This window comes from Candidatus Thermoplasmatota archaeon (assembly GCA_022848865.1).
Taxonomy (GTDB): Archaea; Thermoplasmatota; Thermoplasmata; order RBG-16-68-12; family JAGMCJ01; genus JAGMCJ01.
In genome coordinates this window covers 106,204-119,445 of record JAJISE010000001.1, presented here as the reverse complement: position 1 = coordinate 119,445, position 13,242 = coordinate 106,204, and the positions used below count along the sequence as shown (strand labels likewise).

10 protein-coding genes are annotated in these 13,242 nt (G+C 57.2%); 3 read left to right on the top strand and 7 right to left on the bottom strand.

Annotated features, from left to right (window positions below):
• Positions 1 to 5,320: ATP-dependent helicase (locus tag LN415_00595; GenBank protein ID MCJ2555599.1), on the bottom strand; the 5,320-nt coding region annotated here is incomplete at its 3' end.
• Positions 5,321 to 5,456: 136 nt separating this feature from the next.
• Between LN415_00595 and LN415_00590 the strand changes: the two genes are divergently transcribed.
• Positions 5,457 to 8,270 carry an Ig-like domain-containing protein gene (locus LN415_00590; GenBank protein ID MCJ2555598.1) on the top strand — a complete coding sequence of 938 codons (2,814 nt, stop codon included), beginning with the start codon at positions 5,457 to 5,459 and terminating at the stop codon, positions 8,268 to 8,270.
• On the opposite strand, the gene LN415_00585 is transcribed toward LN415_00590, so the two are convergent.
• Positions 8,264 to 9,112 carry a 3-hydroxybutyryl-CoA dehydrogenase gene (locus LN415_00585; GenBank protein ID MCJ2555597.1) on the bottom strand — a complete coding sequence of 283 codons (849 nt, stop codon included), beginning with the start codon at positions 9,110 to 9,112 and terminating at the stop codon, positions 8,264 to 8,266. The genes LN415_00590 and LN415_00585 overlap by 7 nt on opposite strands.
• A 2-nt stretch (positions 9,113 to 9,114) precedes the next feature.
• Entirely contained in the window at positions 9,115 to 10,293 is a 1,179-nt protein-coding gene (locus LN415_00580; protein MCJ2555596.1) for an acetyl-CoA C-acetyltransferase, read from the bottom strand.
• Between the two features lie 158 nt (positions 10,294 to 10,451).
• On the opposite strand from LN415_00580, the gene LN415_00575 reads away from it, so the two are divergent.
• Entirely contained in the window at positions 10,452 to 10,844 is a 393-nt protein-coding gene (locus LN415_00575; GenBank protein ID MCJ2555595.1) for a VOC family protein, read from the top strand.
• A gap of 32 nt (positions 10,845 to 10,876) precedes the next feature.
• Here LN415_00575 and LN415_00570 read toward each other — a convergent pair whose 3' ends face one another.
• Both LN415_00570 and LN415_00565 read right to left on the bottom strand, forming a co-directional pair.
• Positions 10,877 to 11,347, bottom strand: coding sequence for a hypothetical protein (locus LN415_00570; GenBank protein MCJ2555594.1), 471 nt, complete (start codon positions 11,345 to 11,347; stop codon positions 10,877 to 10,879).
• A 139-nt stretch (positions 11,348 to 11,486) separates the two neighbouring features.
• Entirely contained in the window at positions 11,487 to 11,918 is a 432-nt protein-coding gene (locus LN415_00565; protein ID MCJ2555593.1) for a hypothetical protein, read from the bottom strand.
• Positions 11,919 to 12,026: 108 nt separating this feature from the next.
• Between LN415_00565 and LN415_00560 the strand changes: the two genes are divergently transcribed.
• On the top strand, positions 12,027 to 12,182 hold the full coding sequence (locus tag LN415_00560; protein ID MCJ2555592.1) for a hypothetical protein: 156 nt from the start codon (positions 12,027 to 12,029) through the stop codon (positions 12,180 to 12,182).
• A 36-nt stretch (positions 12,183 to 12,218) separates the two neighbouring features.
• On the opposite strand, the gene LN415_00555 is transcribed toward LN415_00560, so the two are convergent.
• Both LN415_00555 and LN415_00550 read right to left on the bottom strand, forming a co-directional pair.
• Entirely contained in the window at positions 12,219 to 12,632 is a 414-nt protein-coding gene (locus tag LN415_00555) for a hypothetical protein (GenBank protein ID MCJ2555591.1), read from the bottom strand.
• 5 nt (positions 12,633 to 12,637) lie between these two features.
• Positions 12,638 to 13,168 carry a zinc ribbon domain-containing protein gene (locus tag LN415_00550; protein ID MCJ2555590.1) on the bottom strand — a complete coding sequence of 177 codons (531 nt, stop codon included), beginning with the start codon at positions 13,166 to 13,168 and terminating at the stop codon, positions 12,638 to 12,640.
• Between the last annotated feature and the right edge of the window lie 74 nt (positions 13,169 to 13,242).

Below are 13,242 nucleotides of genomic sequence, written 5' to 3'. Positions count from 1 at the left end.
TGTTTCGCCTCTGCTGAAGCCCGAAGCCGAACAACTCGCGGCTCTCCACTTCGGGTGGCTCGTAGTCGGGATCGATCCGGAGGATGAGGTAGGCGCCCTTCTTCTTTGCCTTGAACGCACCGACCATCTTGGGGCCGTCGAATATGACGAAGCACCATCCCAATCTGAACTCCGCCCCGATTCGATGTCTCAGGTAGTGGAAGAGCAGGTCCATCGGCGTGAGAACGAACTTCCGGTTCACGGATGTGGCTCCCACCTTCTCCAGGTCTTCTTTGACCAGCCAATATAGCTTGTCACTGCCTTCCCTGAAGAAGCCCTTGACTAGGACGCCTTCGTCCTCGAGTTCCCTGAGGACCCTCCTTATCTCGCCCATCTTGAGTTCGTTCTTGATGAACAGGGCGAAGCCTTCCGCGCTGAAGATGCCGAAGTTCCTGAGGATCCTTTCGATGACCCTCTTCCTTGCCTTCTTGACCGTGAGCCTGGAAGACTTCACCGTGACAAGTCGGCGGTGATGCGTGTAAGCCGTGTGCAGGCCCCTGTTCAGCATCCTCAGCGAGTCCAGTGTGTTCCCGTATCCAAGGGGAGACCTCGCGAAGAGCTTCTTTCTCTTGACCGGTTCCTCGTGCCGGACGACGTTGAGAAGCATTTTCGCGTACTGGTCGATCCTCTGACTCCTGGCCTTCTTGTAGACCGAGAGCTCCTTGGGCGTGCAGTACATGCTGTAGTCCGGTATCAGGCGTGCGCTGAGGATGGCTCCGGTCTGGTACAATCTCTGCAACGGCTGTGCCTCCTTGACCCGCAGGCGGGCGGCGTAGTCCGATCTCAGCCCGCCGAACTCCTGGATCGCCTCAAGGACGCTATCGAAGGCCCTCTCGGGCGGAATCCTCTGCTTCCAGAGCACGTAGCTCATGATGTCCTCATCGCTGAAGGACACGGGCACGAAACCTCCCTTCGCCATGAAGTCCTGGACCTTGTGGTACCCGTTCTCCAGCAAAAGGTCCAGCTCTTCGATATCCAGTATGCTCTTGCCGAACGCCCCTGTGATCCTGACGAGGTCGTATCCCTTCTTCTCGAAGTACCGCATGAGGTCGTCTATCGCCCTCAGAAGCTCGGCCAGATGCTCCTTGTCGGTCAGCTGGATGTTCCTGATCTCGACGCAGCCGCCGAGTTCCCATATCTCAACGGTGCCGATAAGTTCGCCATCCCTCAGAACAGGGTAGTACCAGCTGTCCCCGTACATGCTGGAGAGTTGCGCCCACAGAGGCTGCACCCAGGGGTCGTAGAGAGAGACTATCCTCACGCCGTCCTCGGTCGTCCCTCTGGCCTTTTCCAGTTCGGGCAGTTCGCTGGACAGTATCCACATGTCCCTCTCGCCCATCTCCCCAACTGCAATCTCCTCCGCGATTCCTTCCTCTCGGAGGTTGAGAAGGATCTCTCTGATCTCCTCGACAGGGAACGAAGTGTACCATCTGATCCCCGAGAGGGAAACAGGACCGTATCCTCGAAGGGACCTCTCCACGATCGTCCGTCTCGCTCCCTTCACCGCCTTCGTTTTGTCCATCGCTATGTAGAGGTTCAGCTTCGTCCATCCCTCCCGCGGTTGGTACTTGCGGACGATGTGCATGTTCCTGTCGAGCCTTTCCACGCTGCTCCTCGCCCTGTCCCGATCGAGCTTGAGCCGCTTCGAGATTCTGAAGATGTCTACGCCATCGTTGGACTTGATGTACCCCAGTATCTCCTTGTCCAGCTTGGTGAGGCTCTCGCTGCGATAGGCGGAGATGAAGAGGGGGGCATCCTTCCGCCTGACGAATCTGACACGCCCGCTCAGGAACCTCCCGTGAAGGATGTCCCCGCTCAAGCGTCGAGAACTCCATTCCTCCATGTCGAAATCCGGGAGACGGTTGCTGACGTCCAGCAGATGTCCCACCTCGAGGAACGAGGCGAAGTACTCGTCGATGCTCTTCAGGCTTCTCAGCTGCTTCTTCATGAGGTGCAGCTTGACGCTCCCCTCGGAGTATGTCTTCCGCTCATCCTTCCTCTCCAGCCCGTGCAGGTCGGACGAAAGCATATACTGGAACTCCTCGCCGATGACGAAGTTCCCGGAGACGATGGCATTCCCCTCCTCTAGGTCCCGAAGCGCCTCCTTCAAGACGCCCTCGTCGATGCTCAGTGCGTATGCCAGCTCGGAGAGGGTCGTTGGTCCTTCTGCCCCGAGCGTGGTCCTCACGAGGCGATCGAGAGCCTCCTCATAGTCATCTGGCTCCACCTCTCGCCTCTCCCAGGATATCTCCCCCGACCCCTTTCTCTTCACCTCGTAGGCCCTCTCGAGCAACGCGAGCGCATCCGAGGTCTCCTTGACCTTGGTTCTGGTGGTCTTCGCGATTTCCTTCGTCGTCGCGGGGCCCTTGTCCAACACGGCAAGGATCTTTCCTCCGGCATCGTCGATCCGGATCTTCTTCGCAAAGATGGCGGCATAGGCGGGCACGTCCTTCTTGAGGCTGTGCAGGGAACCCCTGGCCGTCCAGACAGACTCCACTTCCCCCTCATCGATGAGCTCCTCGGACCACCCGCGCAACGTCGTGTGGTCAACATCGGCATGGTCGAAGATGTTCCAGCCCTTCTGCTTGAGCGCGTTCATCGCTCCCGCTTCTCCCAGGAGCGCCAGTATGCCTTCCTTCCCGCTGATCCTGGGCAGCTTCTTCTCGAAGTGGCTTGAGATCCTTTCCTCGCTGAACTGCATCTTCTGGATCTCGGACTGCGGAAAGACCCTTCTCAGGACCTGGCGGTGGAGGTCCCGGAGCATGGAGCTCCTGTCCTCCATGAGAACCACGTCCGATATCCCCGCGAGGACGACGTTGTGTGCGAAGGGCGAGGGCGTCGAGGAGTACCGCGCGCTCTTGATCTTCATCTCGCCGCTCTCGATCTTCTCGAGCACCTCCGTCGCATGAGGAAGGTCCATGTGATCGTTCAGTATCTCCCTGTAGGTCTCCTGGATCACCGGGAAGTCCTTCATGTCGTGGAAGGCGTCCATGACCCTCGTGGACCTGAGCTGCTGCCGGCCTATCGACACCTCCTTGCCCTTGTATCTCCTCAGCACGAGGAGGCTCCGCGTAGCGCAGTGCCTGAACCTGTGCTTGAACAGCTCCGTGTTCCTGAGGGCCCGCCTGAGGATGTCCTCCACGTTCCCGCTCGTGACGAGCTTCTCGATTCCCTTCAGGGGCGCCCTCTTCGGGACGGTCAGCATGAAGTTGTCGTCCGTCACGGCCACGCGGATGTTGCACTTCAGCTTGTTCGACAGCGCGAACGCGTAAGCGCGGGAGAGCGCGTCATTCACTCGCCTTCCGAAGCAGAAGTGGAAGATGATGTTCCTGTTTCCCTTCGGGTCGATGAAACCCTCGATGAGCAGTTCCTCATCGGTGGGAACGTGAGGTGTCAGCGCACTCTGCTCTTGTAGGTAGCTGATTATGCTCCGAGCTCCTCCGTCGTCGACCCTGTAGTTCTCGATCAGCCACTCCTTCGTCTCCTCTTCACCCTCCTCCAGCTTCTCGAGCACGTCGTGCCTGAACTTCCCCACTTGCATCGATAGGTCGAAGCTTCTGGGGAGCATCTCACCCGCCCAGGAGGGGACGGTGGGTCGTCTTCCCGAGGCGTCCTCGACGTATATTCGCATCCCCCTGCTCCTCCTGAACTTGTACGTGCGCCCGCCAAGGACGAAGACGTCCCCTTCCTTCAGGTACTCGACGAACTTCTCGGACAGGTCCCCCAGAGGCGAGCCGTGGATGTTGAAGACCTTGTAGTTCCCCTCCTCCGGAATCGTCCCGACGTTCGTGAAGTAAATCAGCCTGGACTTCCTCTTCCGCCCGAACGTTCCGTCGTCCAACCATATCTTTCCGTAGACCCTGGCGGTGGTGTCCTTCTCTGCCAGGTACTTGAGCGTGTTGAGGAAGTCCCTCTTCTTCAGCTTGTGATAGGAGTAGGACCTTCGCACGAGTTCGAAGGCCTCGTTCACATCCCACCGCTTCTCCAGGCTCATTCCCACGAGACTCTGAGCAAGAACGTCCAGGGAGTTCACGGGAATGTGGACCCTGTCTATCTTGTTGTCGTAGGCGCTCTTCGCGATCGTTGCACACTCGACGAGGTCGTCTAGGTCGAAGACTATCATCTTGCCCACGCTCACGTCTCCCACCGCGTGGCCTGCCCGACCTGTCCTCTGAAGACCCTTGGCAATGGACTTCGGAGAGCCTATCTGACAGACGAGGTCGATGTAGCCGATGTCTATGCCGAGTTCGAGCGAGGTGGACGAGACCGCCGCCTTCAGTTCGCCGTTCTTGAGTCTCTCCTCGACGTCCAGCCTCGTGACCTTGCTCAGGCTCCCGTGGTGGGCCGCCAGGTCCTGCACTCCCCTCTCCATGAGCTTGAAGGAGACTTGCTCCGTGCCGCTCCTCGTGTTCGTGAAGATGAGAGTCGTCCTGTGATCGTCCACGAGCTCCTTCAGGGTGTCGTACATCCTCGCGTTCACGATCTCGAAGGGGAGCGTCATCATGTCCTTCACGGGGCACATCACGCTGAAGTCCAGCTTCTTCCTGCTTTCCACCTCGACCACGTTCACGTCCCTGAGACGCCCGTTCTCGTAGCCCGCCAGGAACTTCGCCACCTCGTTCATCGGCGCTATCGTGGCGGAGAGGCCTATCCTGACGAAATCGTGCTCGATCTGCTCTCTCAGCCTCTCTAGGGATAGCGACAGATGAACGCCTCGCTTGGAGGAGCACACCTCGTGTATCTCGTCCACGATCACGTACTGGACGTCCTTGAACTTCTTGCTGAACTTCGGGGTTGAGAGCACGAGCGCGATGGACTCCGGCGTCGTGATGAAGATGTGCGGCGGCCTTTTCGCCATCTTCTGTCTCTCGTACGGGGAGGTGTCCCCCGACCTCACCGCAACGCGTATCTCCGGGACGTCCAGTCCCTCTTCTTCCGCAATCTCCCTCATCTCTCTGAGAGGCTCGGTGAGATTCCTGTTGATGTCGTTCGCGAGAGCCTTCAGCGGGGAGATGTACACGCAGTAGATCTTGTCCTCAAGCTCGCCCGCCAGCTGCCTCCTGTAGAGCTCGCAGATTATGGAGAGGAAGGCGGTCAGGGTCTTTCCCGATCCGGTGGGCGAAGAGACCAGGACGTTCCGCTTCTCATGGATCAGAGGCACGGCGTAGGCTTGTGGCTCGGTGATTGCATCGAACTTGCTCTCGAACCATCTCCCGACGAGACCTTCCATTAGGGAGAGGACCTCTTCCCTCGTGTGCTGTCTCTTCACCTTCCGTAACATCTTTTCACCGTGGAGAAATCATGACTTATCAGCGTAGGAGATAAAAATACTTCTGGTCAGGGTCTCCGGGCGGGATTCTGCAAAAAGATTATTAGGAACCGCCCTAATGCATGGACCAGAGGGCCAGGTGAAGAGGATGGGAAACACTAGATTCGGCCTGTTTGGTGTGGGCGCTACGGTAACGCTACTTCTGACGTCGTTCGTGCTTATCGCTCAGACGGCGGAGGCGCAGACATACGTCAAGGGTGAGATCTCAGGGCCTCAGATCTGGGACTCGACGGGGAGTCCGTACATAGCCGCCGGTAATCTCAACGTCACTGGCTCCCTGACGATACAATCGGGAACCAATGTCCGTTTCAACGATAGCTTCGCCCTCTACGTCGAGGGGCAACTTGCTGCGGTAGACGCTTTGTTCAACCACAGCGGGTGGGGCGTGGGTCCCTGGGAGGGGATACAGTTCAACGATACCAGCTCCAACTCGGCGATAATCTCGAGCAACATATCTGACTCGACGGTGGGCGTTTTCATCAACGGCACCACTCAGCCGGTCTTGCTCACGGGCACCACAATCTACGGAACGGGAATCGGACTTATGGTGAGCCAGTCTGACCCGCTCATCAGTCAGCTAACGGTGAGCTCTTCCACCTCACACTCTGTTGTGACGAGCAACTCCGTTGCGGTCCTGGAGAACAGCACTCTCACTGGCGCGGCCAACGATTTCCTTTTGGACAACAGCTCGCACGTCTCGACGCTGAACACCCCCTTTGGCGGGAGCGTCACTGTTGCTGATGCTACTTCGGATCTGACCGTCAAGAACTTCCTGGACATACTCGTCCTGAACGAGACCATGAGTCCGATCCAAGGTGCCGACATAAACGTCACGGACATTCCGTTTGTGGGTCCGAACCAGACAGCATACTCCTCTTCCCATTTTGGCGGGGTGGACCCGCAAACCAATTCCTCTGGTGACGCCAGGTGGATAGTTGTGACGGACAGGATGTACACCAACGCGGGCGCGTTTGACAATCGGACGAGGGTCGAGATATACTATCCCGGGAAGGATTTCTTAAATAATCCAAGATTCGTCCCAATGGACTCGTCGCACACTGAGACGTTCATCGCGATGGGTCCGTCCGAGCCGCCGATTGTCACTGCCTGGAGCCCGGAAGGCGGCGGCATACCGGTGGGCACCGCCATTGACGTCACGTTCAGCAAACTGATGAATACGACATCGGTTGAGGAGTCGCTGAGCTACAAGGATGGGAAAATCAAGAGAGACTCGATGCACGGGAGTTTCACCTGGCCCACGAACGTCTCGTTCGTCTTCACGCCTGATGAGCCGTATGCCTGCTGCACGCAGTACAACGTGACGCTACTTTCCTCGACCGCGAAGGACGAGACTGGGCAGTACCTCGACGGGGACAACGACGGGAATAGCGGGCCAGATTTCCTGTGGAACTTCACGACCGAGCTAGGGCCACCACCTGTCGTCAACCACACGCGCCCCTCAGACGGGGAGCCGTTTGTCTCTGTCTCCTCCAACATCATCGTGACATTCGACAGACCGATGGACAAGAGTTCGGTCGCCACCGCGTTCTCCTACACGGACGGAATCGACATCTGGAACAGGTCCCACGGTGAAATCGTGTGGAATTCAACCAATCACATCTCCGACACGATGATTTTCAATCCGTTCGATAACTTCAACACGAGCACGGACTACAACGTCACGATCAACGGTACGGTGGCCAAAGACAACTGTGGCTCGTATCTCTCGGGCGGCGTGGACTTCATCTGGAACTTCACGACGGAGCCCGTGGACGACGACCCGCCACAGGTCATCGGGAACATCCCGCAATCTGGGCAGACCGATGTGGATATCAATACGGAAATCGAGATGAGGTTCAACGAGAACATGGATATGGATTCCGTCAACAATTCGTTCAGCTACACGGACTCCACCACAACGTGGGACAAGTCCGATGGCAACGTCACGTGGAACATGGGAAAGGACAAGTTCACGTTCAAACCCACGATGAGCCTCTACTACGGAAGAACGTACACTGTCACGCTCGATGCATCGGTGGCAACCGACGCCTCTGGAATCTCGCTCGACGGTGACCGTAACGGCGTCGGGGGCGATGACTACAGCCTGAGCTTCACAACGGAGATTATTCCTGACAACATTCCTCCGACCGTGGTGGACGAGTCTCCCACAGGGTCCAGCGTTCCAGTGACGGAGAACATAGTCATCGGGTTCAGCGAGCTTATGGACGAGAGCTCCGTGCAGAGCGCCTTCCACTTCACCGACGGGACAACGGTATGGCAGGAGGGGGACGGCATCTTCGTCTGGAATGGCGAGGAGGTGACGTTCATTCCCGACTCCGACCTTCGCTACGGGGCGAACTACACTGTCACCATAACGCAGTCCGCTATGGACCGGTCCAGCAATCATATGACGAGCGACCACAGCTGGAGCTTCACAACCGATGTCGGTTCGGGCACCATACGCGGAACGGTGAGGGACGAGAACGGGGTCGACCTCCGTGACGTAGTCATCACTATCCAGGCATTGGATATGAGTGTCCATACGTCCTCCAATGGCTCGTACATCTTCGAGGACATACCTGCGGGAAGCTACACCGTCAGGTTCTCGAAGGAAGGACTCAACGGTGCGACGAGAACGGTGGATCTGGAGCCCAATCAGGTAAGAGAGCTGAACGTGACCTTGACGCACACTCTGACCCTCTTCGACCTATGGTGGATGATCCTCCTGATTGTGATTCTCGTCGTGGTCCTCGTCATGCTCCTCTGGTGGAGAAAGAGGAGAGCCCAGACGTGGCCTGGCGCTGCGGACTTTGCCTATGTGGAGCCGCCGCCAGAGCCGCCGCCAGAAATCTCAGAGCCGGATGATATCGACGCCGAAGAGGACCGCATACCGGATCAGTAATCGTAGAAGCCTCTCTTCGTTTTTCTGCCCAGATATCCAGCCCTCACCATCTTCTTCAGGAGCGGGCAGGGCCTGTACTTCGAGTCGTTGAAGTCGTTGTACAGGACTTCCATGATGAAGAGACACACATCCAAGCCGATCAAATCAGCGAGTTCGAGCGGCCCCATTGGGTGATTCATGCCCAGCTTCATCACTGTGTCTATGCTCTCCCTCGTCGCCACTCCCTCCATCAAACAGAAGGCGGCCTCGTTTATCATCGGCATGAGCAGCCTGTTCGAGATGAAACCTGGGTAGTCGTTCACTTCCACGGGCGTCTTTCCCATCTTCTCCGCAAGGTCCAATATCACACTCGTTGTCTCATCGCTTGTCTGGAGCCCCCTTATGACCTCCACGAGCTTCATAAGAGGCACAGGGTTCATGAAGTGCATTCCGATGAACTTCTCAGGCCTCTCCATCGCCGATGCGAGATCAGTGATTGATATGCTCGAGGTGTTCGTTGCGATGATGACATGATCCCCACAGAGTTCGTCAATCTCCCTGAACGCGCTCTTCTTCAGTTCCGCGTCTTCGATGACCGCCTCGATGACCAGGTCTGACCCGCTCAGGTCCCCCATATCCAACGTCGGCTTGATTCTGGACAGAGTTGTCTCCATCTGCTCTTCGGTGATTCTGCCCTTCTTCACACCCCTAGAGAGGTTCTTCCTGATGCTCTCCATCCCGCCGTCGATGAACCTCTGCTCGATGTCCCGCATGACAACCTCGTGGCCGCTCTGCGCGGCTACTTGGGCGATTCCGTTCCCCATGGTGCCGGCACCGAGGACGCCAATCCGCTTGATTTCCATGATCACATCTCCACAATCATGCTGACCGCGTTCCCGCCTCCGAGGCACAGGGTGGCCAGTCCCCTTCCCGCATTTCTGTCCTTCATCGCGTAGAGAAGTGTCGTGAGGACCCGCGCACCACTGCACCCGATCGGATGTCCGAGAGCGACGGCACCGCCATTGACATTGAACTTCTCGTCAGGAACTCCTATCTCCCTCCTCACGGCCACGCTCGCGGACGCGAATGCCTCATTGTGCTCGAAGATGTCGATGTCATCAATTATGAAGCCATTGTCCTTGAGCAGTGCCTTCACAGAGGGAATCGGTGCGGACATGACATGCTTTGGTTCCACGCCGCTCGTGTTGTATGCGACAACTTTCGCGAGAGGCTCGACGCCTCTCTTCTCAGCCTCGCTCTTCGCCATGACGACAAGGGCTGATGCGCCGTCGCTGATCTGTGATGCGTTTCCTGCCGTAATCATCCCATCTTTCTTGAACGCTGGCTTGAGCTTGGCGAGCCTCTCACGTGTTGTATTGGGACGAACGCCCTCGTCCTTATCGAATGTGATCGGGTCCCCCTTCCTCTGTGGAATCTCAAGCGGGAGAATCTCGTCCTTGAATCTGCCCTCCTCGGTTGCTTTGGCGGCCTTCAAGTGACTCTCATATGCGAGCGTGTCCATTTCTTCGCGCGTGATGTTGAACCTCTCGGCCACTATCTCGCCTGTCAATCCCATGTGGAAGTCGTTGTGGATGTCCCAGAGTCCGTCGTGGACCATCGCGTCGACGAGCTCTCCGTGGAAAAGGCGATAACCGTACCTCGCTTTTGTCAGCAGATACGGGCATTGATTCATGTTCTCCATTCCGCCGGCCACGATGATGCCATAGCTCCCCGACTTGATCGCGTCCGCCGCGATCATCACCGCCTTGAGTCCCGAGCCGCAGACCTTGTTGATCGTGAAGGCGCCAATCTCGTACGGAAGGCCCGCAAATATCATAGCCCTCCTTGCTGGATTCTGACCGAGACCCGCGGAGACCACGTTGCCCATTATCACTTCCTGGATGTCCTTGCCCTCGATTCCTGCCCGCTTGATGGACTCTGCGATTGCATACCCGCCAAGTTGAGGCGCATTGATATCCTTCAGCGTCCCGCCGAACTTACCGACGGCTGTCCGAACTGCACTTGCCAGTACAACTTCTTCCATGTCCTACCCCCGTGTGTGAATCCGTGACCTTATTAAAAGGTTATTTGAGAAAGACGGCCGATTGAAGCATGGGAATGACGATTATCGCCAATCGCGAGGCGGGACAAGGTTCCCGTTCCATCGTTAGGACTTAATCATCCATAGCCATTCGGTCGGCCATGAAGTTCATGTTCTCGTTCACGGGAATTCGCGTTCAGGACCTCGACCGTTCGATCCGTTTCTACACGGAGGTCCTGGGTATGAAGTTCTTGGGCCGCTCGGAGATTCCGTTCACCAAGGGCGAGACCGCTGGCCTGCAGAGCGAAAGCACCGGGCATGTCCTGACGCTCAATTGGTATTCGGACAGAAGTCCGGTGGCTGGGCCGTTCAAGAAGGGGGACGAGCTGGACTATCTCACCTTCGAAGTCCGAAATCTGGACAAGGCGCTCAAGTACCTCAAGAAGAAGGGTCATGAGCCTGTCTCGGACGTGGCCGAGGAGCCAGACGCAAACTGGGCATACATCGAGGATCCTGATGGCAACTGGATACAGCTATTCGAGTTGCCCAGGTAGTGCGGCCCTTGCCGATGATTCCCTGACGAGCGTCATTCCTGATAGCCAGGGATCGTCTTCAGTTCGCTGAAGAAGTAGTCCTTGTTGCCCTTCTCGGCGATCTGCTCTCCAGCCTCCTTCCCCAACTTGATGTACTTCTCAGCCTCGGCCTGCTCACCCGCAACGGCGTTGGCTCTCGCCGTGGCTTCATACGCGAAGGCGATGTCGAAGTCTCCGATGTCGCTCTCCTTGCAGATGCTCAAGCACTTCTTTGCGTGGTGAAGTGCTGACTCTGGCTTGTTCAGAACCGAGTAGACCCGGGAGATCTGCCACTCGCCTCTCTCGAACTCCAGAGGCGTTCCTATCTCGCCCCAGTGGAAGCGAGACGTATGAACTGCATGAACCATCTTGTCATCCTCTCCCTCCGTTCTCTCTTCCTTGTCGAGAAGATCCCAGACCAGGTTGAAAGCGTCAACCGCGAACTTCCTGTGGCCCTCTTCCTCCGTGGATTTCTCTTCGTTCATGGACTGCACCTCTTGGGCTATCTGCGTATCTGCCTAATAATGCCTTACTATTCCCCGCTTCTGCAGGGGAACATCACTCCTATGAATGAAGGATTCATGTTCGCCCGTGACCTCTAGCCGAGCGGTTTCGAGAGTACTATCATTGAAGCGGGACGCCTTCTTTCCAAAGGTTGTCAACGAGGTTCTCGCACCGCTTCAAGAACGGTGGCTCATCAGACGTGAACGCGACGGTGTAATCCACCATTAGCTCGCGATCGAGGAAGCAGACCATCCCTTCCTTCTCCGTAACCGCCGTGGCAACGGGGATTCTTGGCACCTGCCGCCAAAGCTCAGGTAAGGAGGGCTCGAACGACGGAGGAGCCTTGAAGGTCTGGTCGATTACGAGCTTGAAATCCGCACCCTCAGCAACCTTCTCTCGGACCACGGGGACAGCGTCCAGCATCACTTCGTTGGCGATGACCCATATTCGCTTCTCGGAACGGCAGAAAATTCCCCCCCTCAGCATCTCGCAGAGCTCCACGACCTTCTTGTTGCAGTTGTCGCAGAGGTCGCCAGTGTTCGCTCCCGACAACGAACAGGGACGTCCTGCTCAGGCGGGCCCAGACATACGTGGCGTTGCACCGAGGGCCCGTTTTCGCCGTGGCTGTGGCGATCCGGAATCCCCCGGGGCATATTCACCGTGGGCGAGTTCGTGAGTCTCGACAACGCCCAGTATGGCCTCTCAGGGGACTACACGATCACGGAGGTCGAGTTCGCCTTCTCTCCGGCAACGTGCAACACAAAACTGACACTCGCCTCTAGCAACAAGCTGCTGAGCGAGGTTCTGAGCAGTTGACATTCAGCCTTGGGGAATCTTATAATCACTTCCAGCTCATCCGATGGCCCGGACTACGAGATGCACGCTAAACCGTTCTCCCTCTTCAAGACCATATTGACGCGTCCAGACCTCGAGAAGGCGTCCTTCATCCGCGTGGTTTATCTGAATGGTATTGTTGGCTGCACGGGGATCCGTGTTGTCTCTTCCGCTTCCCCACCAGACTGTCTCACCATCTGAGACCCATCGGACTCGGACCTCTATGTGCGGCGTCGAATTCCAGGATATCTCCATATCCCTGTATGCCTGAAACTCGCCCAGAAACGTTCCAGATCCACCTACCGTTCCGTCATACTCGAAGATGATTGTCGAGGTCTCGTCTGCGAGTAGCTCGCTCACGTAGTATGCCCCAGCACCACCGGCGATGAGTGCCACGGTGATGCTGGCCGCCAGTAGAACCTTCTTCTTCATCTCCCTCACTTCACGATCAGATACAGCCCCATCTCCTTGAGCTTCCTCACGAACCGCTGGGCGTCCTTGGAATCCAGGCTCTTCTTGATCTTCTTCGACTTCGTCCCATCGACTAGGAACAGCATGACGTAGGGATATTGGGTGTGGTACAGGAACCCCTGTCCGATCGCCTGCTGGATGTGTCTCGAGCCCGTGGCGTACTTCACCTCGAGGGCTATCCCCCTGACCTCAGCGTCCGGACCGTGCTTGAATCCCAGGGCGTACACGGGCTTGACGTCGGATCTCTCTCCCCACCGGTGCCGGAAGCCCCTCTCATCGGCAAGGAGCGAGATGATCTGCTTCTCGACATCCGCCTCGTTCTTGATTCCCTTCCTCTGCAGGCGCAGTCCTTGGAGCGTCTTCGCAAGGTTCGTCGCCTTCCTCTGCGTCGGGTTCCACTTCTTGATCCTCGCCTCCAATCCGAGCTTGGACCCGCAGCGTGGACAGAAGTTCGACGCGACCGGAATCTCTCTGTTGCACTTCTTGCACTTCACCATGATTGAGCCCTCCAGGACACTTTCACATTCCTCCCCTCTGGAGCTTCACATATGGCTCGGGTTCTATAATCCTT